The sequence below is a fragment of the Ruegeria sp. CE12 genome (assembly GCF_056537525.1).
This window is the reverse complement of record NZ_JBQFRS010000001.1, coordinates 539958-562320: the sequence shown is the minus strand read 5'-3', so window position 1 is coordinate 562320 and position 22363 is coordinate 539958. Positions and strand designations below refer to the sequence as shown.

General features: G+C 57.1%; 26 protein-coding genes and 3 tRNA genes. 14 read left to right on the top strand and 15 right to left on the bottom strand.

Annotation, left to right across the window (positions count from 1 at the left end):
- Positions 1-8 precede the first annotated feature (8 nt).
- The 6 genes from ACR0IO_RS02790 (at position 9) to ACR0IO_RS02765 (ending at position 6951) form a co-directional block, all read left to right on the top strand.
- On the top strand, positions 9-1061 hold the full coding sequence (locus ACR0IO_RS02790; protein WP_480739389.1) for a quaternary amine ABC transporter ATP-binding protein: 1053 nt from the start codon (positions 9-11) through the stop codon (positions 1059-1061).
- Entirely contained in the window at positions 1058-3124 is a 2067-nt protein-coding gene (locus ACR0IO_RS02785) for an ABC transporter permease (protein ID WP_480739386.1), read from the top strand. The genes ACR0IO_RS02790 and ACR0IO_RS02785 overlap by 4 nt, the downstream gene beginning before the upstream one ends.
- Positions 3125-3232: 108 nt before the next feature.
- Positions 3233-3898, top strand: a complete 666-nt coding sequence (locus ACR0IO_RS02780; protein WP_480739383.1) for an NnrU family protein — start codon at positions 3233-3235, stop codon at positions 3896-3898.
- Between the two features lie 71 nt (positions 3899-3969).
- Positions 3970-4491, top strand: a complete 522-nt coding sequence (locus ACR0IO_RS02775; protein ID WP_155147289.1) for a DUF2478 domain-containing protein — start codon at positions 3970-3972, stop codon at positions 4489-4491.
- Positions 4492-4582: 91 nt separating this feature from the next.
- On the top strand, positions 4583-5830 hold the full coding sequence (locus ACR0IO_RS02770) for a D-arabinono-1,4-lactone oxidase (protein WP_480739380.1): 1248 nt from the start codon (positions 4583-4585) through the stop codon (positions 5828-5830).
- Complete coding sequence (locus ACR0IO_RS02765; RefSeq protein ID WP_480739378.1) at positions 5827-6951, top strand: alanine racemase; 1125 nt, start codon at positions 5827-5829, stop codon at positions 6949-6951. The genes ACR0IO_RS02770 and ACR0IO_RS02765 overlap by 4 nt, the downstream gene beginning before the upstream one ends.
- Positions 6952-6980: 29 nt before the next feature.
- Here the strand turns inward: ACR0IO_RS02765 and ACR0IO_RS02760 are convergent, their stop codons facing one another.
- Complete coding sequence (locus tag ACR0IO_RS02760; RefSeq protein WP_209016239.1) at positions 6981-7820, bottom strand: EamA family transporter; 840 nt, start codon at positions 7818-7820, stop codon at positions 6981-6983.
- A 295-nt stretch (positions 7821-8115) separates the two neighbouring features.
- Positions 8116-8199 (bottom strand) — tRNA-Tyr (locus tag ACR0IO_RS02755).
- A gap of 116 nt (positions 8200-8315) precedes the next feature.
- Between ACR0IO_RS02755 and rlmB the strand changes: the two genes are divergently transcribed.
- From rlmB to ACR0IO_RS02735, 4 genes are all read left to right on the top strand, one after another.
- Entirely contained in the window at positions 8316-9089 is a 774-nt protein-coding gene (gene rlmB, locus ACR0IO_RS02750; RefSeq protein ID WP_170331697.1) for a 23S rRNA (guanosine(2251)-2'-O)-methyltransferase RlmB, read from the top strand.
- Between the two features lie 132 nt (positions 9090-9221).
- The gene (locus ACR0IO_RS02745) at positions 9222-9383 is read left to right on the top strand and encodes a hypothetical protein (protein ID WP_367646936.1); all 162 of its coding nucleotides are present in this window, start codon (positions 9222-9224) and stop codon (positions 9381-9383) included.
- A gap of 104 nt (positions 9384-9487) precedes the next feature.
- Positions 9488-9940: a YHS domain-containing (seleno)protein gene (locus ACR0IO_RS02740; RefSeq protein ID WP_155147298.1), complete on the top strand. Its 453-nt coding sequence runs from the start codon at positions 9488-9490 to the stop codon at positions 9938-9940.
- 197 nt (positions 9941-10137) lie between these two features.
- Entirely contained in the window at positions 10138-10608 is a 471-nt protein-coding gene (locus ACR0IO_RS02735; protein ID WP_480739376.1) for a CoA-binding protein, read from the top strand.
- 3 nt (positions 10609-10611) lie between these two features.
- Here the strand turns inward: ACR0IO_RS02735 and ACR0IO_RS02730 are convergent, their stop codons facing one another.
- The 3 genes from ACR0IO_RS02730 to hisF form a co-directional block, all read right to left on the bottom strand.
- On the bottom strand, positions 10612-11187 hold the full coding sequence (locus ACR0IO_RS02730) for a hypothetical protein (protein WP_480739373.1): 576 nt from the start codon (positions 11185-11187) through the stop codon (positions 10612-10614).
- An 84-nt stretch (positions 11188-11271) separates the two neighbouring features.
- Positions 11272-11589, bottom strand: a complete 318-nt coding sequence (locus ACR0IO_RS02725) for a phosphoribosyl-ATP diphosphatase (protein ID WP_480739371.1) — start codon at positions 11587-11589, stop codon at positions 11272-11274.
- Positions 11586-12347, bottom strand: a complete 762-nt coding sequence (gene hisF / locus ACR0IO_RS02720) for an imidazole glycerol phosphate synthase subunit HisF (RefSeq protein ID WP_480739369.1) — start codon at positions 12345-12347, stop codon at positions 11586-11588. Before hisF ends, ACR0IO_RS02725 begins: the two co-directional genes overlap by 4 nt.
- Positions 12348-12464: 117 nt before the next feature.
- Between hisF and ACR0IO_RS02715 the strand changes: the two genes are divergently transcribed.
- Entirely contained in the window at positions 12465-12911 is a 447-nt protein-coding gene (locus tag ACR0IO_RS02715) for a DUF302 domain-containing protein (RefSeq protein WP_480739367.1), read from the top strand.
- 1 nt (position 12912) lies between these two features.
- Here the strand turns inward: ACR0IO_RS02715 and ACR0IO_RS02710 are convergent, their stop codons facing one another.
- Together ACR0IO_RS02710 and hisA are read right to left on the bottom strand one after the other, a co-directional pair.
- Positions 12913-13392 (bottom strand): DUF2867 domain-containing protein, encoded by a 480-nt coding sequence (locus tag ACR0IO_RS02710; RefSeq protein WP_480739364.1) that lies wholly within the window; start codon positions 13390-13392, stop codon positions 12913-12915.
- Positions 13393-13396: 4 nt separating this feature from the next.
- Positions 13397-14119, bottom strand: a complete 723-nt coding sequence (gene hisA / locus ACR0IO_RS02705) for a 1-(5-phosphoribosyl)-5-[(5-phosphoribosylamino)methylideneamino]imidazole-4-carboxamide isomerase (RefSeq protein WP_480739362.1) — start codon at positions 14117-14119, stop codon at positions 13397-13399.
- A 134-nt stretch (positions 14120-14253) separates the two neighbouring features.
- Between hisA and ACR0IO_RS02700 the strand changes: the two genes are divergently transcribed.
- A complete protein-coding gene (locus tag ACR0IO_RS02700) occupies positions 14254-14652 on the top strand; it encodes a DUF2147 domain-containing protein (RefSeq protein ID WP_170331709.1) in 399 nt (132 codons plus the stop codon).
- 4 nt (positions 14653-14656) lie between these two features.
- Here ACR0IO_RS02700 and hisH read toward each other — a convergent pair whose 3' ends face one another.
- Positions 14657-15295, bottom strand: a complete 639-nt coding sequence (gene hisH, locus ACR0IO_RS02695; RefSeq protein WP_480739358.1) for an imidazole glycerol phosphate synthase subunit HisH — start codon at positions 15293-15295, stop codon at positions 14657-14659.
- Positions 15296-15883, bottom strand: a complete 588-nt coding sequence (gene hisB / locus ACR0IO_RS02690) for an imidazoleglycerol-phosphate dehydratase HisB (RefSeq protein ID WP_480739354.1) — start codon at positions 15881-15883, stop codon at positions 15296-15298.
- A gap of 163 nt (positions 15884-16046) precedes the next feature.
- Here hisB and ACR0IO_RS02685 point away from each other — a divergent pair, with 163 nt between their 5' ends.
- A complete protein-coding gene (locus ACR0IO_RS02685) occupies positions 16047-16286 on the top strand; it encodes an Lrp/AsnC family transcriptional regulator (RefSeq protein WP_155147317.1) in 240 nt (79 codons plus the stop codon).
- Here the strand turns inward: ACR0IO_RS02685 and ACR0IO_RS02680 are convergent, their stop codons facing one another.
- The 4 genes from ACR0IO_RS02680 to ACR0IO_RS02665 form a co-directional block, all read right to left on the bottom strand.
- A complete protein-coding gene (locus ACR0IO_RS02680; protein WP_480739349.1) occupies positions 16287-16889 on the bottom strand; it encodes a hypothetical protein in 603 nt (200 codons plus the stop codon). It lies immediately after the preceding gene.
- A gap of 50 nt (positions 16890-16939) precedes the next feature.
- Positions 16940-17806 (bottom strand): GNAT family N-acetyltransferase, encoded by an 867-nt coding sequence (locus ACR0IO_RS02675; protein WP_480739347.1) that lies wholly within the window; start codon positions 17804-17806, stop codon positions 16940-16942.
- Between the two features lie 85 nt (positions 17807-17891).
- A tRNA-Gly gene (locus ACR0IO_RS02670) sits at positions 17892-17966 on the bottom strand.
- 36 nt (positions 17967-18002) lie between these two features.
- Positions 18003-18077, bottom strand: a tRNA-Gly gene (locus ACR0IO_RS02665).
- A 151-nt stretch (positions 18078-18228) separates the two neighbouring features.
- Here ACR0IO_RS02665 and ACR0IO_RS02660 point away from each other — a divergent pair.
- Entirely contained in the window at positions 18229-18378 is a 150-nt protein-coding gene (locus ACR0IO_RS02660) for a hypothetical protein (protein WP_480739345.1), read from the top strand.
- A 21-nt stretch (positions 18379-18399) separates the two neighbouring features.
- On the opposite strand, the gene ACR0IO_RS02655 is transcribed toward ACR0IO_RS02660, so the two are convergent.
- Both ACR0IO_RS02655 and ACR0IO_RS02650 read right to left on the bottom strand, forming a co-directional pair.
- Complete coding sequence (locus ACR0IO_RS02655; protein ID WP_480739342.1) at positions 18400-18783, bottom strand: MAPEG family protein; 384 nt, start codon at positions 18781-18783, stop codon at positions 18400-18402.
- Between the two features lie 78 nt (positions 18784-18861).
- Complete coding sequence (locus ACR0IO_RS02650; RefSeq protein WP_480739339.1) at positions 18862-22299, bottom strand: pyruvate carboxylase; 3438 nt, start codon at positions 22297-22299, stop codon at positions 18862-18864.
- Between the last annotated feature and the right edge of the window lie 64 nt (positions 22300-22363).

The window sequence follows — 22363 nt, the reverse complement described above, 5'->3', positions numbered from 1 at the left end:
CCACATAAGTGACTGACACGACTACGCCAGCCATTGCCTGCCAGAATCTCTGGCAGGTCTTTGGCCCGGGCGCCGACAAAGCCCTGACCGACGCGCTGTCTCGGTCAGGGAACGACGCAGACAAAGCCGCAGCCGAGCTGCGCGAACAGGGGTTCATCCCGGCCGTTCAGGATGCCAATTTCGAAGTTCGCGATGGCGAGCTATTTGTCATTATGGGCCTCAGTGGCTCGGGCAAGTCCACGTTGATCCGCTGCATTTCGCAATTGCTGCCCGGTACGGGCGGTGAAATTCGGATCGAAGGCGAAAACGTCGTCGGAGCACCCAATAAAAAGCTGACAGAACTGCGCCGCAAAAAACTGGGCATGGTGTTTCAGCATTTTGGTCTGTTTCCACATATGACCGTTGCCGAGAACGTAGCCTATCCGCTCAAGGTTCAGGGGGTCGGCCGAAAAGAGCGCCGTGCCCGTGCGCAGGAAGTGATCTCGCTTGTTGGGCTTGAGGGGCGCGAAGACAGTTTCCCGCGTCAGCTTTCCGGCGGTCAGCGCCAGCGTGTGGGAATCGCGCGCTCACTGGCAGTAAACCCCGATATCTGGTTTCTGGACGAGCCGTTTTCAGCGCTTGACCCACTGATCCGCCGCCAGCTGCAGGATGAATTTCTGCGCATTCAGGCGACACTGAAGAAATCCATCGTCTTTATCACCCACGATATCGCCGAAGCGCTGAAGCTTGCGGATCGCATTGCTATCATGCGCGATGGAAAGATTGTCCAGATTGGTACACCATCTGACATCGTTCTTCGGCCCGTGGACGATTATGTGCGTGAATTCTCGAAAGATGTGGCCAAGGGTCAGCACGCCAAAGTCGCTTCGGTCATGCGCGAAGGCGATGCAGAGCGTGGGCCTGATGATCCCGGTCTAACAACCGCGATGACACTGGATGCAGCCCTTGCACATTGCATGGAGCTGTATGAACCGGTCCCGGTACGTGATGAAAAGGGTGAGATCGTAGGTACGGTGCATCCATCGGATCTGGCTGCGGCCCTACAGGTAGAAGAGACATGAGCGCGGTCACCGATGTGCACACGTCTGGTTCGGCCCGTCTGACGGCAGGCGCGCAGGCTGCACTGATCACGCTGATTGTTGGTGCAATCTGTCTTGCGCTTGAATCCGTGATGCCGTGGTTGATCAAATGGCCCACGGCTTGGGAATTACCTGCAACAGAATGGGTGGGATCATTCCTTGCCTGGTTTCTGAATGGCATCAAACCGGCTGCCCGGTTGTTTTCGGATGTCATGACTTACCCGATGGATGCGGCAAACTATGTGCTTGGCAACACGCCGTGGCCGATATTGATCGGATTGGTCACAGCGCTGGGTTGGTATCTGGGTGGCTTGCCAATGGCTGCACTGGGTTTTCTGGGCCTGAGCTTTGTTCTGGCTTCCGGCTATTGGGCAGAAAGCATGAATACCCTCGCGCTGGTTGCGGTGTCCGTGCCCGTGGCGCTGATCGTGGGCGGTGCAATCGGTATCCTTGCGAACGAGGTGCCGAAGGTAAAATCGATCGTTCAGGCTGTGCTCGACATCATGCAGACGGTGCCAACCTTTGCCTATCTGACGCCGCTATTGCTTCTGTTTGGTTTTGGTCCTGTGGTCGGTCTAATCGCTTCGGCGATCTACGCTGCACCACCGATGGCGCGGAACGTGATGCTGGGCCTCGAGCGGGTCGAGCACGAGGTGAAAGAGGCCGCCATCATGTCTGGTGGTTCGCGCCTGCAGCAATTGTTTCAGGTCGAAATCCCGTCCGCCGCGACGCAGATCATGGTTGGGGTTAACCAGTGCCTTATGGCTGCATTGTCGATGGTTATCATTGCGGCGGTCATTGGCGGGTTCAATGATATCGGCTGGGAAGTTCTGCTGACCATGCGCAAGGCGCAGTTTGGCGAGTCACTGCTGGCGGGCCTCGTCATTGTGGTGTTTGCCGTTGTGATCGACCGGATGAGCGGAACCCTGGCGACCGAGCGCAAGCGCTATGACCGGCGCGTTGTCTGGGCGATGCTGGCGTTCACTGTGCTGTTTACGGTCGCCTTTTGGGCATGGCTGCCAAATCCGTCCGACCTGACGCTGCTGGATCCGTTGGCCGAAGCCGTGGACAGCGGCTTGACGGCCTTTACCCAGAATAACGGTCCCTGGCTCGATAGCCTTAAGAACAACTCAATGTTCTATGTGTTGCTGCCCTTGCGCATCGGCCTAGATCAGGCTGTCTTGCCATTCACATGGGGTTTCATGTGGACCCCTGCTATGAGCTATGGCCTGTTCGCAGCCGGTGCAGTGATTGCGCTGCTTATGGCGTGGCGCGGACACCTGACTGGCGGGCTGGTTGTACTCATTCTGATTGGCATCCTCGAAACCGGCATCTCAAACCTGCCCTGGCCCTTCGTGCTGACTGGCGCGGCGGCGCTGGGCTGGGTTGCCGGTGGCTGGCGTCTGGCCGCGCTGTCAGTGGGGCTGCTCTGCACAATCTTGGTTTCTGGTCTGTGGGAAAGGGCATTGTTGTCACTTTACCTCAGCGGTGCAGCGGTATTCTCTTGTGCCGTAGTTGGCGGCCTGATCGGTCTGGCCAGCGCTGTCTGGAGCTCCGTCTGGAAGATCGTTCGCCCGATCTGTGACATGTTGCAGACCATTCCGCTGTTTGTCTTCCTGATCCCGGTTCTCATGGTATTCCAGATCGGTGAGTTCTCGGCGTTTCTGGCGATCTGCGCCTATGCGATCGTCCCCATGATCCGCTATACGCGGCACGGGCTGGTCAACACACCGGACGAGATGATGGAGGCAGCGATCTCCAGCGGTGCAACCGAATGGCAGATCCTGCGTGATGTGCGCGCGCCTTATGCAGCGCCAACAATCCTGTTGGGTCTGAACCAGACTATCCTCTACGCCTTCGCCATGCTGGTAATCGCGGCGCTGATCGGCACTACCGGTCTGGGCCAGTCGATCTATCTGGCGCTGGGGCAGGCGGATGTCGGGCTGGGTATTTCAGCTGGTGCAGCGATGGCGATCCTTGCTTTGATCGCCGACCGTATGGTGCAGGGCTTTGCCGAGGAACGGCGCAAAGCTCTGGGGCTGTAGAAAAAGGGCAGGGGCGGCGCGGCCGCCCCTTTTGCCCGAGTTTGACTTTGAACAAAGACGACGTGTTCAGCAGGCTGTAATTCGGGCGAAAAGAGTTCGGAGATCACTATGGCCGGTTGGGGCTCATTCCTTGCAGCACTTCTTGTATTTCTGCTCAGCCACGTCATCCCTGCGCGTCCTGCTGTGCGTGAGCGTCTGATAGATACGCTGGGCAGAACCGGGTATTTTGCGGCCTATTCCATGTTCTCTCTGGCCGTGCTGGCATGGTTGATCGTAGCCGCGGCGCAGGCGCCCTATGTCGAGGTAATCCCGCCACTTGCGGTCTTTCGCTGGGTTCCTTTGCTGGTTATGCCGGTGGTGTGTTGGTTGGCTGTTGCAGGTCTGGCAATCCAGAACCCGTTTTCGTTCGGTGGGCTTGGGCGCAAGCCGTTTGATCCGGACAACCCCGGTATCCTGCGTACGACGCGCCACCCGATCCTCGTCGCGCTCATGCTCTGGGCGTTCGCGCATATACTGGCTAATGGCAGCCTGTCCCACGTCATCCTGTTCGGGCTATTTGCCGGATTTGCATGGATGGGTATGGCCCTGATTGATCGACGGAAACAGCGTCAGTTGGGGCAAGACTGGGAGCGCCTGTCGCGCAACACTGCACGTCTGTCGCTCCGTATGCCAAAGCCCTTGCCGCGCCCATGGGTCTGGCTGACGGCAATTGCGGCCTATGCGGTCCTTCTCCACCTGCACGCACCTGTGATCGGCCTCTCTCCGTTGCCGTAAGGCGGGGGAGTGGTCGCAAGCGGTCATGCGTGCTATCTGAAACTCACATCTGGTACTATGAGGGTCTCTCAATGAATCTGGCCTATGTCACAACCACCGATCGGGGTGCAACCGACCGCCTGCTGAGTGCGGTGGCCGAGCGCCTGTTGGCCCGTGGGGCAAAGCTGTCCGGTGTGGTGCAGACGAATACGGAATGCGCTGACAACAGTAAGTGCGACATGGATCTTCGGGTTCTGCCGGATGGAGAGACCATTCGTATTTCCCAGTCGCTGGGTACGATGTCGCGCGGCTGCAGACTGGACCCTGCGGCACTTGAGCAAGCGGTAGGCTATGTCACCGCGTCACTGGCTGAGGCCCCCCAACTGCTGATCATCAATAAATTCGGCAAGCACGAAGCTGACGGGCGCGGTTTCCGCCCTGTGATCGGCGAAGCGCTGGCGCTGGATATTCCTGTACTGGTTGGCGTGAACGGGCTGAACCATGACAAGTTCCAGCTGTTTACCGATGACGCGGCTCAGGCTTTGGATCCAGACCTGGACAGCATCGAGGCATGGTTCGACCGTGTCACCGGTCTGCGCCCGGCTGCTGAATAACCCAAGTCACGCTGCGTAATGCGCTGAAAACCAGACTTGTTTCGTGGTCTCGCCGCTGCAATCCTCCTTGGAATTGGGGAGGAGAACGAGCATGTGGAGCAATTGGGCCGGAAACGAAACCGCACAGATAACGCCGGCAAGGCCGGTATCGGTCGCGGCATTGCAGCAGGCGGTTGCTGCTCCTCAATCCATGCGCGCGGTGGGGGCAGGGCATTCCTTTACCGCGGTCGTATCCGGCGCTGACCGGATCATTGATCTTTCGGATCTCGATGTCCCGACTGTTTTGCAGGTCGATGGCGACAAGGCATGGGTCAACGCCAATGCGCGTCTGCGTGATCTTTCACCGGCTCTGGCCAATCATGGGGTCGCCTTTCGCAATCTTGGCGATATCAACACCCAATCGCTTGCGGGTGCGGTTTCGACCGCGACTCATGGAACGGGACGTGAGTTGCCGTGCCTGGCGGCGGAAATCACTGCCGCACGCTTTGTTGCAGCCAATGGCGACATGCTGTCGACAGACGATATTCCGCTGGAAATGGCACAGGTCACGCTTGGCCTGCTTGGTGTGCTGACCGAGGCGCAGATCAACGTCGTGCCAAAATACAATCTGCACCGCCGGGTACGCCTGTCTGCCTTACAGGACAGCCTGGATACCATGCACGACAATTGGGCCGGGAACCGGAATTTCGAGTTCTTCTACATCCCCTTCACAGGCAAGGCCGTTGAAATTCGCCACGAATTGACTGACGCGCCCGAAACCAAGGCCCCGCGTGATCTCGACATGATTGCCGTCAAGGTTCTGAAACTGGCACGTAATGCGGGTCATCTCAGTGCCGGTTTGCGGAAGGGGCTGTTGCACCTGCTGACACTGGCGCAGTCGGATGAGGATTATGTAGGCGAAAGCTGGCAGGTGCTTTGCAGTGACCGGCGTATCCGTTTCAAGGAAATGGAGTACCATCTGCCACCTGAAACGGCAGGAGACGTCCTGAAAGAGGTCATCCTGCGCCTCGAGCGTGACCACAGGGATATCTATTTCCCGATTGAGGTTCGGCAGACAGCGGGTGACAACGCGGCGCTTTCACCTTTTCAGGACGGCCCTCGTATTTCGATCGCAATTCACAGCGATGCGGATGAGGATCATGAGTGCTATTTCAACGCCATCGAACCCCTGTTCGTCGAAGCGGGTGGCCGTCCGCACTGGGGTAAGATGCACGGCCTGACCTATAAGGAACTCACGAGACTCTATCCCGATTTCGATCGGTTCTGCGCTTTGCGAGAGAAACTGGACCCGACCGGGAAATTCCTTTCACCTGCGATGGCTCGGCTGTTCCAGCCATGAGCGACAATTACCTTCGGCAGCTCTCGGACACGCTGAAACGCCATGGTGTGGACAAGCCGGTCGCGGTGGTGGATCTGGATCGGCTTGATGAGAATTGTGCGGCGGCTACAAAGGGGGCAGATCAGGGGCTCGATTATCGCTTGGTGGCAAAATCTCTGCCCTGCCTGCCCTTGTTGGATCACATCCGGTCAAAGATACCCACATCGGGCCTCATGACGTTCTCCGAGCCGATGCTGCTGGCGCTGCTCGCGGCTGGGCCTGAGATCGACCACCTGTTGGGAAAGCCGTTGCTGGTAACTTCGGCGGCGCACGTTCTGCAGGTGCAACCAGATGCCGCCCGTCATGTGCAGTGGCTGATTGATACCCCCACGCGCCTGGCAGAGTATCTGGATTTGGCCGAGAGGATCGAAACCACACTTCGTCTGTCGCTTGAACTGGACATCGGCCTGCATCGGGGGGGTATGACGCCCGATCAGGTCGCGCAGGCTGGTAAGATGATCGACACGCACCCACACGCGGTTCTATCCGGCGTGATGGGGTATGAGGCGCATCTGGCAAAGCTTCCTTCGGTATTGCGCGGGGCGGCCGCCCGGTCCTGCACGGAAGCGTACCGTCGTTCGGTTGAGGCCTTGGGGTCGGGCAGAGGTGATCTTTGCCTGAACACCGGCGGCAGCCTGACATTTCAGAGTTATATGGCCAGTGGATCAGCGACCGAGGTCGCTTTTGGCTCTGTACTGGTCAAGCCATCAGACTTCGATCATGCCACAACACAAGCGTTTTCACCGGCACTGTTTTTGGCGACGCCAATTCTGAAAGTAATGCCGGGCAACCGGATGCCCGGATTGGATTTTCTGGGCCCTCGTCGGCGCACCGATATTGCGGTGTTCGGCGGACACTATTTGGCTGAACCCGCCTATCCCGAAAAGTTCAACTATTCTGGCATCTTTGGCCGATCGAGTAATCAGGAGGTCTGGACCGGACCAAAAGCAACGCAGGCGCAACCGGGTGACATTGCACTGCTGCGCCCAAGCCAGAGCGAAGCGGTCCTTAATCAGTTCGGCTTGCTACTTAGCATTCGCGGCAATGAGGTCGTCCATGAATGGGGATGTTTGCCAAACTAAGGCGGGGTCGAGCGAAAAGAGCGTGCCGTTTAGACTGATAGCCCGACCAGTGCCACGCCTGCAGCCATAAGAACAGCCGCACCAAGGCGGCGAATCCAGTTACCCTCGCGCAGGAAGATGAAGCCGATTAGCGCAGCAAATATAACTGAGGTCTCGCGCAGGGCAGATACGGCACCCAATGGGGCAAAGTTCTTGGCATACAGAACCAACCCGTATGCGATCATCGACACGAGCCCTCCGAGGATACCTATACCCCAGACCTTCAGCGGCAGCTCGCGCAGGACGGCCCGTTTCCGAACAGCAACAAAACCGGCAATGAACAGATGCAGGAATGCCCCCCAGGCCCAGTAGCTGAGCGTATTGTTGGACAGACGTACCCCAATGCCATCCACTACTGAATACATCGAGATACAAAATCCGGTGCACAGAGCAAAGAACAATGCAGCTCGATCAACGCCGGAACGCAAGGCTTTCCAACTGCTTAGCTGAATGCCGAATGCAATCAGCAGAATTCCCATCCAGGCTTGCAAGGGCAAGCTTTCGCCCACAAGCAGAAACGCCCAGAGGGCAACCAGTGCCGGAACAATTCCCCGGGCGATCGGATAGACGACGCTTAGATCGCCGTGCTGATAGGCTTTGCCCAGCATGAAGTAGTAACCAAAGTGCACAACGGTCGAGATCAGGATGTAGGGAAAGCTCTCCATACTTGGCAGAGGCAGCACGGCAATCATGATACTTGCCGGAATTACATGGCCAAACGCCACCAAACCCAACGTGGTTGTGCGGTCGGCGGCCGTTTTGACAATCGCATTCCAAACCGCATGCAATAGTGCTGCCGACAAGATGATGCAGATCACAAACAGGCTCACCAGCAGACCTCGCGAATTGGGGCGTCTGTTAGTCGGCCCAGATGGTTAGTTCTCTGTGCACGGATTCGCTGTGTGAAATGCCGCGCCAGAATCTCTTCGGTTATTCCGAAGCCTAACGACCGGCAATAAGCGTATTCTAGGATGAATCCTCAAACATTTTTGCCAATAGCGACATTGATTTGGAATATGTCGCGCATTGGCGACGCATAAGCGGGTAGGATTCGAGAATATGCAGCAAGGCGTAAGGCCTACCACTTTCGTTTAGCGTGCAGTAACTATCTGATGCTGAAGAAAATGGTGGGCGACCCTGGAATCGAACCAGGCGTGCGTCTCCGCGAGGGAGTTACAGTCCCCTGCCACACCTTGCGGCCTGTCGCCCACTGTCAGGCGTTGCACCTGACGTGGAGGCGTGATTACTAGCGCGCCAAAGGAGCGTCAACAGGAAAATTCCGCTTTGGCGCAGGAAACATGTTCCACGGCCCGGAGGCCAGCAAAATGAAGAAACCCAAGTGGGTGATTGAAAAGGAACAGGCGCGAAAAGCGGCTGGATCCGAAACCGTCTGGTTGTTTGGTTTGCACGCGGTTCGCGATGCGCTGATGAACCCGAACCGGCAGAAACTACGCCTGATCGTGACCCGAAATGCCAAAGATAAACTGGCCGAAGCCATTGATTTTGCGGGTATCGAGCCAGAGATGGTCGATCCACGCAAATTCAGTGCTCCGATAGATCCCGGCTCTGTCCATCAGGGCGCCGTGCTTGAAGTTAAGCCGCTGGAGTGGGGTGGTCTGGCTGAAAACTGCATTGGTCAGGAAAATCCAAGGGTGCTGCTGCTGGACCGGGTCACTGATCCTCATAACGTTGGTGCGATTCTGCGTTCAGCCGAAGTGTTGGGTGCCTCCGCTGTGATAGGCACCCGACATCATTCAGCACCCGAAACCGGGGCTTTGGCAAAAACGGCGAGCGGTGCTTTGGAGCGTCAGCCTTATTTGCGGGTTCGCAATCTGGCAGATGCAATAGTGGAACTGCAGGGGATGGGATTTCTTGTCCTGGGTCTGGACGGCGAAGCACACGAGACCATCGAAACTGCATTGGATGGCAAACGCGACCTTCCTGTCGCGCTGGTCCTAGGTGCCGAGGGGCCGGGTTTGCGTCAAAAGACCAAAGAGACAGTAGATCAATTGGTTAAAATCGACGCATCAGGCGGATTCGGTTCGTTGAACGTTTCAAATGCGGCTGCGATCGCCTTATATGCTTCCAGACACCATTGACAGGAGAGCGCCATTTCCAGCCCGTCCAAAATCGCCACCTGCTGCTATTGCGGAACGCGCGCCGCGCTGGTTCTGAAAGGGAATCAGCGGCATGAACTGAGCTGTTCAAGCTGCGGCGCCCCGCTGCAAGATATGAAGATGATTCCCAAGAGCAAGGTCTCAGACAGTTCCTCTGCGCGCAGCGGCGCGGGCAAGGCGCAGTTCGAAAAGAAAAAGAAGAAGAAAAAGAAGAAGGGGCTCTTCTCTCGCGCGCTTGATGAAGCATGGGACGTGATCGAAGATATATTCGACTGATGCGGCAGCAGCGACACGGGTGATCACAAGCTTGTCATCGGGGGTTCCGCCAGCGCTAAAAAATTGCATTTTGAGACCCTAAGAATCCGGAATCCAAAGTTTCAATGCTATCCCGTCGTTCCCTGATTGCCAGTTTTGCTGCCGCCTTGTTTGCTTCTGCGCTGCATGCGCAGGATAGGCCTGTGTTCTACGCAGATGATGGTCTTGCAATGGCAGGCTATGATGCCGTGTCCTACTTTGACGAAGGTGTGCCCACGCGTGGCCAACCCGAAATCGCAGTGATGTGGAAAGGGGCCGAGTGGCATTTCGCTTCACAGGAAAATCGCGAGCGGTTCGAAAGTAACCCACGTGCATTTGCGCCTCAGTTCGGGGGGTACTGCGCTTATGCCATGACGTATGGTTCGCTCAGCAGCACTGATCCGAATGCCTGGAAGATCGTGGAAGGCAGACTATACCTGACCCACTCTCCTGCAATCGAACGGATGTGGGACAGGAACCTGACACAGAATATTCGCATGGCCGAAGAATACTGGCCGGCAGTTCTATATAAGAACTAGGCGGATTTCTGCTTTTTGCGGTCTGTCATCACAAAAATGCGCGCTCCCTCTTTTTTTTAAGAAACTCATGCTTAAATGTCACAGTGACCGCGGAATGGAACTGCCGCGGGTCATTTCACTGTCCCTCGTTCCAAAACTTGCGCCCAAGAGATTCTTGGGCGCTTTTTTCTTTTGGGGACACCGGATAGGGTGCAGCTATGCCGGATTATTCAGATGATTTCCTCAAAACGATCCTGCGGCGTACCAAGGTGATCGCCGTTGTTGGCGTCTCCATGAATCCGGTGCGGCCCAGCTACTATGTGGCGCGATATCTGTCGCTCAAGGGATATACGGTCATTCCGGTCAACCCGGGCCACGCGGGAAAGGAGCTGTTTGGTCAAACGGTTCGCGCTACGCTTAGCGAAATTTCGGAACCAGTTGATATGGTGGATATATTCCGGAGATCTGAAGCGGTCCCGCCGATTGTCGAGGAAGCTCTGCAAGCCTTTCCGGAACTGAAAACCATCTGGATGCAGATCGGTGTCGAAAATCCGGAAGCCGCCGAAGCGGCACAGGCGCGTGCTGTCGAGGTGGTGATGAACCGCTGCCCCAAGATCGAGTATCAGAGACTTTTTGGTGAGCTTCGTATGGGCGGTTTTGCGACCGGTATTATTTCGTCGAAACTCTGACCTTTATTCGTTGAAAGCCGGTGTAAGTTCGGTCAACTGCTCCTGACGTCGCTTTTCCAGAACAACTTCACGCGGGACCCATTCGTACCGGGTATCTTCAACGAGCGGTGACCAGAACAAAACGCCGCCATAGCGCCAGGGATCCAGAACAATCCCGTCATACATCGATTCACCCTTTCGGCTGATTATCGCCGTGCTGTGATCGATTCGGAACGGATTGTCGGCGTTTGCGATCGCGCGATGCAGCGCGAGGGTCTGAAAATTCTCCTGCCTGAGGCGCCGCTCGATATCTTCGGCCCAGTGCCAGCACAGCCCGCGCGGACGCAGCCCCTTGTTGACCTTGGCATTGTGGATCAGGGGCGGATCGGTGATCTCGTACTCCTGCACCAGTTGGGCGGTGTAGGCATATGTGATGCTTGCCGCCCGGTTGGCTTCTTCGGGGTCGATATCAGGTCCTAGGCTCTGTATTTCTGCAGCGAGGCGTTGGACTTCGTCTCCGGTTGCGGGTGGTGGGGCAGAGCACGCACCAAGCGTCACCATCGCAAGCACAGCCAGCACACAGGCAAAGGGTCTGATCATTCACGCGTCCTCTGATCGGTCCTGCGCCGGAGCGCCTCGATCTGTGACTATAAGGCGTGGAATGTCGTGACGGAACCCGTCCAATCAGCTGTCGGGCCGCGCAGCCTTTTCAGCAATACCGCTGATGCCCTGACGTTTTGCCAGTTCAGTCAGCACATCATCCAGAGGTACATCCCGCGCGGCCAGCATAACCAGAAGGTGATACAGCACATCCGCGGCCTCTGAGGTCAGTTTGCCCTGATCACCTTTGACGGCTTCGATAACGGCCTCAATGGCCTCTTCCCCGAACTTCTCGGCGCATTTTTCAGGGCCCTTAGCCAGCAATTTGGAAGTCCAGCTGGATTCGGGGTCGGCATCCTTGCGGGCCGCAATGGTGTCAGCCAGTTCTTGCAGGATATTCATGTCAGCCTCATCGGAATGCCTGCGGCAGCCATATGTTCCTTGGCTTCGCGGATTGTGTATTCGCCGAAATGAAAGATCGAGGCAGCGAGCACGGCGCTAGCACCGCCTTCGGTAACGCCCTCAACCAGGTGGTCCAGATTGCCTACGCCACCTGATGCGATCACGGGAACGTCCACGGCATCGGAAATGGCGCGTGTCAGGGGCAGGTTAAAGCCCGCCTTGGTGCCGTCGCGGTCCATCGAGGTCAGCAGGATTTCACCTGCGCCTTTGGCGACTACGGTTTTGGCGAACTCAACGGCGTCAATGCCAGTTGGCTTGCGCCCGCCATGGGTGAAAATTTCCCACTTCCCCGGGGTAACGGTTTTTGCATCGATCGCACAGACAATGCACTGGCTTCCAAACTGGTCGGCGGCTTCGGCGATGACATCCGGGTTTGCCACGGCGGCCGAGTTGAAGCTGACCTTGTCCGCTCCGGCCAGCAAAAGGGCACGCACATCGTCTTTGGTGCGCACACCACCGCCCACGGTCAATGGCACAAAGCACTGCTCGGCCGTGCGTTGCACCACATCAAACATGGTACCCCGGTTCTCATGCGTGGCGTGGATGTCCAGAAAACAGATCTCGTCAGCGCCGGCCTCATCATAGGCTTTGGCCGATTCCACGGGATCACCTGCGTCGCGCAGGCCGACAAAGTTGACACCTTTGACCACGCGGCCATCGGCGACATCGAGGCAGGGAATGATGCGGGTTTTCAGCATAAGACATCCTTTGTTGGCGCACCTCTACCGGCAAAGCCCCGCCGATGCCAGACTTGTGATTGTCACATCCCTCAAAGCTGTGAAAACTGTCCCTAAATTCATCAGGAGATCAATGAGATGCGTAAACTCTTTCTCGCGACCACATTCATTCTTGGGGGAACTGTCGCAGCAATGGCAGACGATATTATCAAGGTAAACACCGACAAATCAGTGCAGGAGGTTATGGATGCGCTTGAGGCGGCGGTTGGCAATGCGGGTGCAACCGTCTTTGCCCGCGTAGATCACGCGGCCGGTGCCGAAAAGGTTGGGCTGAGCATTCCGGCCAATCAGGTTTTGATCTTTGGAAACCCCGCGCTGGGTACGCCTGCCATGCAAATCGACCCCCGGGCGGGGCTGTTCCTGCCGCTCAAGGTACAGGCATATCAGGACGCGGACGGTCTGGTTTGGTTGGCCTATGAGGATCCCAAAGAAACGATGGACGAACTCGATGAAGTCGAGAAGTCCCCGATCATCGAAAAGATGCGCGGCGCGCTTGCCAAGCTGACGGCTGCTGCTGCCAGCTAATCTACGCCGGCTCAGGCCATCTGGTCGCCCGGTTTACGCGCGCAAGCGCGTTTCGGGCGATCAGGATGTGAAAGGGCAGAATCGCTGCCAGATAAAGCCGACCACCCAGATTGTGTCGGTGGACCCATGTGGCAAGCGAAATCCGACCACCCTCGGAGTGCACTGAAACTCGGAAATCGAGATGCCGGTCGTTGAAACCAGCAATCACCTCGGTTTCATCTTCATGTTCCACCGGGAAGATACCAACCTTGTCCGCCGCGTCCGGTCCGGTGTTGCTGAGCCCAAATGGTGCAACCAAGAGACCCCTCAATCGAACCAGCGCGATCGCCCAGGATGGAAACGCCGTGATGATCTCTGCCGCCTGACGAGGCGGCAGGTCAGATGGGACACTAAAGCAATCCAGGAAATCGCCCGACTTCAGGCGGTTATGCAGCAGGCTTGATGTCGGTAGTGCTGATCGACTTACCAGTGATTTGAACATTCGGCTACGCTCTGAGCGTTGCCAGAGCCTCCTTCAGGTCAATGGCGCCATCATACAGCGCACGGCCAGAGATGGCACCGTTCAGACCTGCGCCACAATCGCGCAGGGCGATGAGGTCAGCAATTGAGGAAACGCCACCCGATGCGATGACCGGGATCGATACAGCGCGGGCCAGATCGGCAGTCGCCTCGATATTCGGGCCCTGCATCGCGCCGTCACGGTTAATGTCGGTGTAGATGATGGCTGCAACGCCTGCGTCTTCAAAGCTGCGGGCCAGATCCGTGACCTGTACATCTGTTTCTTCAGCCCAGCCTTTGGTTGCGACCATGCCGTTGCGAGCATCGATGCCCACGGCGACCTTGCCGGGAAATGCTCTGGCTGCTTCACGCACCAGATCAGGGTTTTCGACGGCAACGGTTCCCAGAATCACGCGTGCCAGGCCTTTGTCCAGCCATGTCTCGATTGTCGCCATATCCCGAATGCCGCCGCCCAGCTGTGCAGGGACATTGCATTCCTTCAAAATCGCCTCAACCGGGGCAGCATTCACCGGCTCACCCGCAAAAGCTCCGTTCAGATCGACCAGGTGCAGCCATTCGCATCCCGCCTCGACAAAGGCGCGTGCCTGTGCTGCCGGGTCGTCGTTGAATACGGTGGCTTTGTCCATTTCGCCGCGCAGCAGGCGAACGGCCTGGCCGTCTTTGAGGTCGATGGCGGGGTAGAGGATCATGTGACGCGGCCCTATATGACAGTTGTTCGCGCGGGATATCGCACAAGCGGGGCAGGGGATGCAACGCGACGCTAAGTCAATCTTGCCCGAAGGCATTCAGCGGGTCAGACTGAAGTCAAAACAGGGAGAAGATCATGAAGAAGCTTACACTCGCAGCTGCATTTGCTGCTATGGCAACAGGCGCTTTTGCGGATCCGGTTGACGGGCTGTGGAAAACCCAACCGGGTGACACCGGCGGCTATCTGCACGTTTCGATTGCACCTTGTGGCAGCGCCATCTGCGGTACAATCGATACCGCCTTTGACGCCGATGGCAATGAGCAGTTGAACTACGAAAACCTCGGCAAGCAGATCATCTGGGATATGGTTCCTGAAGGTAACGGCAGCTATGACGACGGTAAGATCTGGGCGCCGGACCGAAACAAGACCTACAGCTCGAAAATGTCGCTGGACGGTCAGAACAAGCTGACCGTCAAAGGCTGTGTGGCTGGTGGGCTGGTCTGCCGCGGTCAGACCTGGACGCGGGTTCAATAACCCGTCACGGGGTCCAGGTCAGAAAGTTCCCGATCATACGCAGCCCCACATCCTGACTTTTCTCAGGGTGGAACTGCATCCCAACCATCGTGTCACGGCCGATCACGGCCGTGACCTCCTGCCCATACTCCACATAAGCCAGACGTTCCGCCGGGTTATTGACCCGGAAGTGATAGGAGTGGACGAAATAGACGTGATCCCCGGATTTGACGCCGTCAAATACAGGGTGGGCATTTTCCAGAACCAGATCATTCCAGCCCATATGCGGCACCTTCAGTGCGCTGTCTGACGGCTCAATCCGCACAACATCGCCTGCGACCCAGTCCAGTCCATCGGTCTCGGAATATTCGTGACCTTTCGAGGCCATGAGCTGCATGCCCACGCAGATACCCAGAAACGGACGGCCTTTCTGTTCGACGGCCTCGACCATAGCGTCGTAGATGCCCTTGTGCCCGCGCAGCTCGGCAGCGCAGGCCGGAAAAGCTCCATCGCCGGGCAGGACCAGCCGATCAGCTCTTGCGACCACATCGGCATCCGAAGTCACAACAACTTCGCCCGCATCCATCTCACGCGCCATGCGCTGAAACGCCTTTTCGGCGGAGTGCAAGTTGCCGCTTTCGTAATCGATAATGGCAGTCCGCATTTACAGCGCGCCCTTGGTCGACGGGATCGCATCGGCCTTACGCGGATCGGTCTCAACCGCCAGACGCAATGCACGGGCGACCGCCTTAAACGCGGCTTCGGCGATGTGGTGGCTGTTGAACCCGTGCAACTGATCGATGTGCAACGTGATACCGGCATGTGTGCTAAGCGCCTGAAAGAATTCACGCACCAGTTCGGTATCGAAGTTGCCGATCTTGGGCGTAGGCAGATCCACGTTCCAGATCAGGAAAGGACGGCCCGACAGGTCCAACGCACAGCGGACCTGTGCATCATCCATGGGCAGGTGGCACTCGCCATAGCGGCGGATACCTTTCTTGTCGCCCAGGGCCTGCGTCAGCGCCTGACCCAGCGCGATACCGGTATCCTCGACCGTATGGTGGTCGTCGATGTGGTAATCGCCCTTGGCACGGATCGTCATGTCGATCAGCGAATGACGCGCAAGCTGATCCAGCATGTGATCGAAGAATCCAACGCCGGTCTGGTTGTCATAGGTACCGGTGCCGTCAAGATTGACCTCGACCGTGATCTCGGTCTCGGCGGTCTGACGGCTGATCTTTGCGCTGCGCATGGGCGAATTCCTTTTGCTACAGGCGCGCTTATAGACGGGGTAGGGCAGAGGTTTCCAGACCGCCCGTACCATTCGCGGCAAACTGTTGCGGCGCAATCAGGGGATTGCGCCCGCAGTGCCACCATGTCAGCCTGCCGCCAACAAAACAAACAGGGCCAATATCATGTCCACCTGCGTATTCATTCAGATCCGTTGCAAGCCTGGCACCACCTATAAGGTCGCCGAGGATATCGCCTTGCGGGAAATTCACTCCGAGCTCTATTCGACCAGCGGTGAATACGATCTGTTGCTCAAGCTCTACATCCCGGAAACCGATGATGTGGGCCATTTCATCAACGAAAACCTGCTGGTGATCCCGAATATCGAGCGTTCGCTGACCACCATGACCTTCAAGGCGTTCTGACTAGATCGAGTCCTCAGACATCGAACCTTGTTGCGGCGCGCATGCCAGAACCGCGCCGTTGCGTGATTGCTGATCAGTTGTTCCTGCCCGGAGCAACTGATGAACGCCGAACAGCACCATCAACGGGACAGCAAGTGAGACAAGGTAGTTGTCTCCCGCAAATTGAGACCACACGACCCCGAATGCGCAAACAATCAGCAGCACGACGGAATGAGTGCGCTTTTGATTAGTGCTGCTGGGCTGATAGCTTAAAAACCCATTTGGGGCGAAGGCGGTCAAAATCAGACCGGTCACAAAAACGCTCATCAGAACCAGCGTTGCGATATTCCCGATCAAAAGCGTCGCGGCATCTCGATATCCCGCAAGAACCAGGCCTTCGATCAACGGCGTGATTGTGATCATGAAAATGTTGATCCCAAGCAGGATTGGCTGAGGCCGCAGGACATTTCTGGCATATGTAACGCAGACCGCTGCCGCCAGAACCGTGCCAACCCATCCGGCCAGTTGCAGATCATAGGTCGTGCGAAACAGAACCATGAAACTCACGCCCGGCAGGTTCTCAAACATCTCAAGCAGCAATCGCTTTTGGTTGTTTCCCGGCATGGTTTCGAACCCTCTCAATCGATCATTATCTTGGAGTATCGGGGTGGAGATCACCCCAGCTCAAACGTCGTGATTCCATAAATCCGATCCAGATCAATGTCCGGCGCATGGCTGGAATACATGCGGCCGGTTTCAAACACTTTGGTCATTCCCAACTGTTGCGCCATCGCCATGGCTTGTGCGTTGGGGTTGGGCATGTCGATGAATATCTCGGCATCCGACTGGTCAGCGGGAAGAGTCATAAGAAGCGATACCAGAAGGGCCTCGGCGATCTCGGAGCTGTCCGCAAATAACGGGCCGACCTTGTACCCGGTCAGGCATCGCCGCAGCGTCGCGTAGCCCTTGATTTGACCGTCTTCCTCAAACACCCGAGAGGCATGATTGGGCGCATCCAGCCAGGCGTGAAGGAATGTATCTCGCGATGCGGGGAAGAGGCCCCTGTCATAGGACCTCAGTTCATCCGTCAGGCTATCCAGCGCAGCGATACGATCATGCTCTGATCGGCCCAGCTGATCCAGTATGCTGCCGGCAGAGCCAGAGAAGCGGTAGTTGTCATAGGCCAGATCAAAGCCGAACTTACGGTAGTTGTCTTGCTGCTCAACAACGCCGTCCATGCCCATGTTTCGGTGCTCGCAATGCGCCTTGACAGCTTCAGCCACCTGAAGCCCGTATCCCGATCCGCGATAGTCAGGGTGCACGATATAAAAGCCCAGGAAGGAATAGGCATCGTCGTAATTCACGGCTGATGCCGACGCGATCATCTGACCATCCAGAAACCCACCCTTGAACCCCTCGGGGTCCGAGCTACGGAAGCATACGGCATCGTGCAGTCCGGGATTCCAGCCTTCCCGCCCGGCCCAGTCGACGGCTGTCTGGACCTCATCCGCTGTCAAAGCGCGAATTACGTATTCTGGCATGGCCGGGTCTCCGTCGTGATTGCTTGCAATCAGAGGATGCCGCAACAGGAGCGAAAGAACCAGCGTGTTGAGAAAGGTTAGTATCTGGAGCGGGCGAGGCGATTCGAACGCCCGACCCTAACCTTGGCAAGGTTATGCTCTACCCCTGAGCTACGCCCGCATCAGATACATATGTTTTGGTCCTAAGACCTCTCAATGGAGCGGGCGAGGCGATTCGAACGCCCGACCCTAACCTTGGCAAGGTTATGCTCTACCCCTGAGCTACGCCCGCGCCGTTGAGTGAGGAGGGATGTATAAATTCCCACGCAGGGCTGCAAGCGGAAAAATGCAGAATTCTGAAAAAATCTTTTTTCGACGGAACCGCTGCGCTCGCCCGTTAAAGAACCAGCGCATTACGAAAAGATAATGGTGGAGGTGAAAAAATGGCGAGGGTTGAAAACGTTAAGATGGCAGCACTGGCCGCGATGATTTTGCTGGCAACGGCAATTTCCCGGGCAGACAGCGACAGGCTGGTCCAGGTCGAGCCGATCCTGATGCCTGCCGCTGAAATCGAAGTACAGGTTTTGACCTGATAAGCACCTGCCGGATTTGGCTCAGAGCGCCAGAAACAGGTTGGCCAACGCTGCGATCAGAATGGCTGCGAATGTCAGAAGCATGCCGACCTGGCGCAGAATCACGATCTGAGCAGAACGGCCAAAGCCATAGGCATGCAGCAAGCGCCCGACCAGCAGCATCAACCCCAACAGGTTCAGAATCAGCCAGCCTGCGCCCTGTAGTTCGGCCATCGCGATCAGCAGCAACGCAAACGGTGCGTATTCGGCACAGTTGGCATGCGTGCGCATGGCCTTAATCATGGCCTTGTCACCACCATCCCCGACCGAGATTTTACCACTGCGACGATGCAGGATGACATTGGCGCTGAGTGCGACATAGAGAATGGCAATCAGGGCGGCGTAGATCGGTGTGATGGCAAGCATGTAAAGGTCTCCGCGAGGTCATAGAAAAGGCCGCGCAGTTTCCCACGCGGCCCGACTGAGCTTACGCTGTTTTTTCGGTTATTCCAGTTCTACCAGAAGGTCCTTTGCGTCAATCTGGCCACCGGGTTGGACATGGACAGCTTTGATTGTCGCGTCACGCTCGGCATGGATGCCGGTTTCCATCTTCATCGCTTCGATGGTCAACAGCATGTCGCCTTCCTTGACCTCCTGACCGGCAGTTACGGCAACCATGGCCACAACGCCGGGCATGGGTGCACCGACATGGTTGGAATTGCCTGCTTCGGCTTTGGGGCGCGAGGCTGTGGCGGATTTGACCAGACGGTTCGGTACACGGATCACACGCGGTTGACCGTTGAGTTCAAAGAACACTTTGACCTCGCCGTTTTCATCGGTCTCACCAATGGCTTGACAGCGGATTTCCAGCGTCTTGCCCGGATCGATCTCAGCGGTGATTTCTTCGCCCGGCTCCATCCCGTAGAAGAAGGTGCGCGTCGGCAGGGTACGCACTGGTCCATAGGTCCGGTGGCGGCCCATGTAATCCAGGAAGACCTTGGGATACATCAGGTAACCGTTCAGATCCTCGTCATCGATTTCCATGCCTTCCAACTGCTTGGACAGATCGGCACGCGTGGCATCCAGATCGACCGGATCGACGCCTTTACCGGGGCGTTCGGTATTCGGCGTCTCGCCCTTCAGCACCTTGCTGATGATGGTGTTCGGGAAACCACCGGGAGGCTGGCCAAGGTTGCCGCGCATCATGTCGATGACCGAGTCGGGGAAGGCCACGTCAGTCGACGGATCCTCGACGTCAGAACGTGTCAGGTTCTGGCTGACCATCATCAGGGCCATGTCCCCAACCACTTTGGACGATGGTGTCACCTTCACGATATCACCAAACATCTGGTTCACATCCGCATACATCTGCGCCACTTCGTGCCAGCGCTCCTCCAGACCCAATGAACGCGCTTGCGCCTTGAGGTTGGTGAACTGGCCGCCGGGCATTTCGTGCAGATACACCTCGGAAGCAGGCGCCTGAAGTCCGGTTTCAAAGGCCGCATACTGACCGCGCACAGCTTCGAAATAGTCGCTGATTTCGCGTACGGCCTTGATGTCCAGACCTGTGTCACGATCCGTATGGCGCAACGCCTCGACCACTGTACCAAGGGTTGCCTGCGACGTGTTGCCCGAGAAGCTGTCCATCGCACAATCGACCGCGTCCACACCCGCTTCAGAGGCGGCAAGGATCGTGGCGCTGGCGATACCTGCGGTGTCGTGTGTGTGGAAGTGGATGGGCAGGCCGACCTCTTCCTTCAACGCGCGGATCAGGATGCGGGCCGAAGCAGGTTTCAGAAGGCCTGCCATGTCCTTCAGGCCCAGTACATGTGCACCGGCGTCGCGCAGCTCTTTCGCCATTCCGACATAGTACTTCAGATCATACTTGGCGCGATCCGGGTCCAGAATGTCTCCGGTGTAACAAACTGTGCCTTCGCAGATCTTGTTGTTCTCGATGACCGCATCCATGGCGACACGCATGTTTTCAACCCAGTTCAGCGAATCGAAAACACGGAATACATCAATATTCTTCGAGGCTTGACGCACGAACTCCTGAACCACGTTGTCCGGATAGTTGGTATAACCAACTCCGTTCGCCCCACGCAGCAGCATCTGGGTCATCAGGTTCGGCATCGCCTCGCGCAGGTCGCGCAGGCGTTGCCACGGGCATTCCTGCAAGAAGCGATAGGCAACATCAAACGTCGCACCGCCCCAGCATTCAACCGAGAACAATTGCGGCAGGTTGGCGGCATAGCTTGGTGCTACCTTGATCATATCGATCGAACGCATCCGGGTGGCCAGCAGAGACTGGTGACCATCACGCATAGTGGTGTCGGTGATCAGCAGCTGACGCTGGGCCTTCATCCAGTCGGCCACGGCCTGCGGACCTTTTTGCTCCAGCAGGTTGCGGGTCCCCATCTGAGGTTCAGCCTTCGGCGCAGGGGATTTGGCCTCTTTCAGATCTTCGCGGGGCATCGGACGGTCTTTGGTCTCGGGGTGCCCGTTGACCGTGATGTCAGCAATGTAGTTCAGAACCTTGGTGCCGCGGTCACGACGCTTTTTGAAGTGGAACAGGTCCGGCGTCTCATCGATGAATTTGGTGGTGTATTCGTTCGACAGGAAGATCGGGTGCTTCAGCAGGTTCTCGACAAAAGCGATGTTGGTCGACACGCCACGCACACGGAATTCACGCAGGGCACGGTCCATCCGGGCGATGGCTTTTTCCGGGGTCGGCGCCCAAGCGGTCACCTTGGTCAGCAGCGAGTCATAGTAACGGGTGATCACACCACCCGCATAGGCAGTACCGCCATCCAGACGAATGCCCATACCAGTGGCTGAACGATAGGCAGTGATGCGGCCATAGTCGGGGATGAAGTTGTTCAACGGATCTTCAGTCGTGACCCGTGTTTGCAGTGCATGGCCGTTCAGGCGAATCTCATCCTGGCTGGACTTGCCGGTGGCCTCGGCCAGCGTCTTGCCCTCGGCAATCAAGATCTGAGCCTGCACAATATCGATGCCGGTGACTTCTTCAGTGACGGTGTGTTCTACCTGAACGCGCGGATTCACTTCGATGAAGTAGAATTTGCCGGTGTTCATATCCATCAGGAATTCGACCGTGCCCGCGCATTCGTAGTTCACATGGGCGCAGATTCGGCGGCCCAGTTCGCATATCTCAGCGCGCTGTTCTTCACTCAGATACGGGGCAGGGGCGCGTTCAACAACCTTTTGGTTCCGACGCTGAACCGAGCAATCGCGCTCATAAAGATGGTAGATCTCACCGTGCTTGTCGCCGAGGATCTGAACCTCAACGTGGCGCGCGCGGGTGATCATCTTTTCCAGATAGCCCTCACCGTTGCCAAAGGCGGCTTCGGCCTCGCGGCGACCCTCCAGCACTTTCTCTTCCAGTTCGTCCTCGGACAGAATCGGGCGCATCCCGCGACCGCCGCCGCCCCAAGATGCCTTAAGCATCAGCGGATAACCGATTTCAGCTGCTTCCTTGCGGATCGCATCCATATCATCGCCCAGTACTTCGGTCGCGGGGATGACGGGTACGTCTGCCGCAATCGCGACCTTGCGGGCGCTCGCCTTGTCACCCAGCGCGCGCATGGTCTCGGCTTTGGGGCCGATGAATGTAATGCCGTTCTGAACACAGGCATCCACAAAGTCCGGATTCTCCGAGAGAAGGCCGTAACCGGGGTGGATCGCATCCGCACCGCTTTCCTTGGCGACGCGGATGATTTCGTCAATCGACAGATAGGCGGCAACTGGTCCCAGACCTTCGCCGATCCGATATGCCTCATCAGCCTTGAAACGGTGAAGCCCCAGTTTGTCTTCTTCGGCGAAGACAGCAACGGTGCGTTTCCCCATCTCGTTCGCGGCGCGCATTACGCGAATGGCAATTTCGCCGCGGTTGGCGATCAGGATTTTCTTGAAGTCGGTCATGGCAGGTCCCGGTCTTATTGGTGTGGCCGTATGAATAGGCGGAGATTACGCGCAGTGATATCTG

Coding starts and splice junctions, on each gene's coding strand:
- ACR0IO_RS02780 (WP_480739383.1), top strand. CDS start 3,233: ATGGCCGGTTGGGGCTCATTCCTTGCAGCACTTCTTGTATTTCTGCTC.
- ACR0IO_RS02730 (WP_480739373.1), bottom strand. CDS start 11,187: ATGATCAGACCCTTTGCCTGTGTGCTGGCTGTGCTTGCGATGGTGACG.
- hisA (WP_480739362.1), bottom strand. CDS start 14,119: ATGATCCTCTACCCCGCCATCGACCTCAAAGACGGCCAGGCCGTTCGC.
- ACR0IO_RS02770 (WP_480739380.1), top strand. CDS start 4,583: ATGTGGAGCAATTGGGCCGGAAACGAAACCGCACAGATAACGCCGGCA.
- ACR0IO_RS02775 (WP_155147289.1), top strand. CDS start 3,970: ATGAATCTGGCCTATGTCACAACCACCGATCGGGGTGCAACCGACCGC.
- ACR0IO_RS02700 (WP_170331709.1), top strand. CDS start 14,254: ATGAAGAAGCTTACACTCGCAGCTGCATTTGCTGCTATGGCAACAGGC.
- ACR0IO_RS02680 (WP_480739349.1), bottom strand. CDS start 16,889: ATGCCGGGAAACAACCAAAAGCGATTGCTGCTTGAGATGTTTGAGAAC.
- hisH (WP_480739358.1), bottom strand. CDS start 15,295: ATGCGGACTGCCATTATCGATTACGAAAGCGGCAACTTGCACTCCGCC.
- hisB (WP_480739354.1), bottom strand. CDS start 15,883: ATGCGCAGCGCAAAGATCAGCCGTCAGACCGCCGAGACCGAGATCACG.
- ACR0IO_RS02765 (WP_480739378.1), top strand. CDS start 5,827: ATGAGCGACAATTACCTTCGGCAGCTCTCGGACACGCTGAAACGCCAT.
- ACR0IO_RS02785 (WP_480739386.1), top strand. CDS start 1,058: ATGAGCGCGGTCACCGATGTGCACACGTCTGGTTCGGCCCGTCTGACG.
- rlmB (WP_170331697.1), top strand. CDS start 8,316: ATGAAGAAACCCAAGTGGGTGATTGAAAAGGAACAGGCGCGAAAAGCG.
- ACR0IO_RS02660 (WP_480739345.1), top strand. CDS start 18,229: ATGGCGAGGGTTGAAAACGTTAAGATGGCAGCACTGGCCGCGATGATT.
- hisF (WP_480739369.1), bottom strand. CDS start 12,347: ATGCTGAAAACCCGCATCATTCCCTGCCTCGATGTCGCCGATGGCCGC.
- ACR0IO_RS02685 (WP_155147317.1), top strand. CDS start 16,047: ATGTCCACCTGCGTATTCATTCAGATCCGTTGCAAGCCTGGCACCACC.
- ACR0IO_RS02655 (WP_480739342.1), bottom strand. CDS start 18,783: ATGCTTGCCATCACACCGATCTACGCCGCCCTGATTGCCATTCTCTAT.
- ACR0IO_RS02650 (WP_480739339.1), bottom strand. CDS start 22,299: ATGACCGACTTCAAGAAAATCCTGATCGCCAACCGCGGCGAAATTGCC.
- ACR0IO_RS02745 (WP_367646936.1), top strand. CDS start 9,222: ATGAAGATGATTCCCAAGAGCAAGGTCTCAGACAGTTCCTCTGCGCGC.
- ACR0IO_RS02675 (WP_480739347.1), bottom strand. CDS start 17,806: ATGCCAGAATACGTAATTCGCGCTTTGACAGCGGATGAGGTCCAGACA.
- ACR0IO_RS02735 (WP_480739376.1), top strand. CDS start 10,138: ATGCCGGATTATTCAGATGATTTCCTCAAAACGATCCTGCGGCGTACC.
- ACR0IO_RS02715 (WP_480739367.1), top strand. CDS start 12,465: ATGCGTAAACTCTTTCTCGCGACCACATTCATTCTTGGGGGAACTGTC.
- ACR0IO_RS02725 (WP_480739371.1), bottom strand. CDS start 11,589: ATGAATATCCTGCAAGAACTGGCTGACACCATTGCGGCCCGCAAGGAT.
- ACR0IO_RS02710 (WP_480739364.1), bottom strand. CDS start 13,392: ATGTTCAAATCACTGGTAAGTCGATCAGCACTACCGACATCAAGCCTG.
- ACR0IO_RS02740 (WP_155147298.1), top strand. CDS start 9,488: ATGCTATCCCGTCGTTCCCTGATTGCCAGTTTTGCTGCCGCCTTGTTT.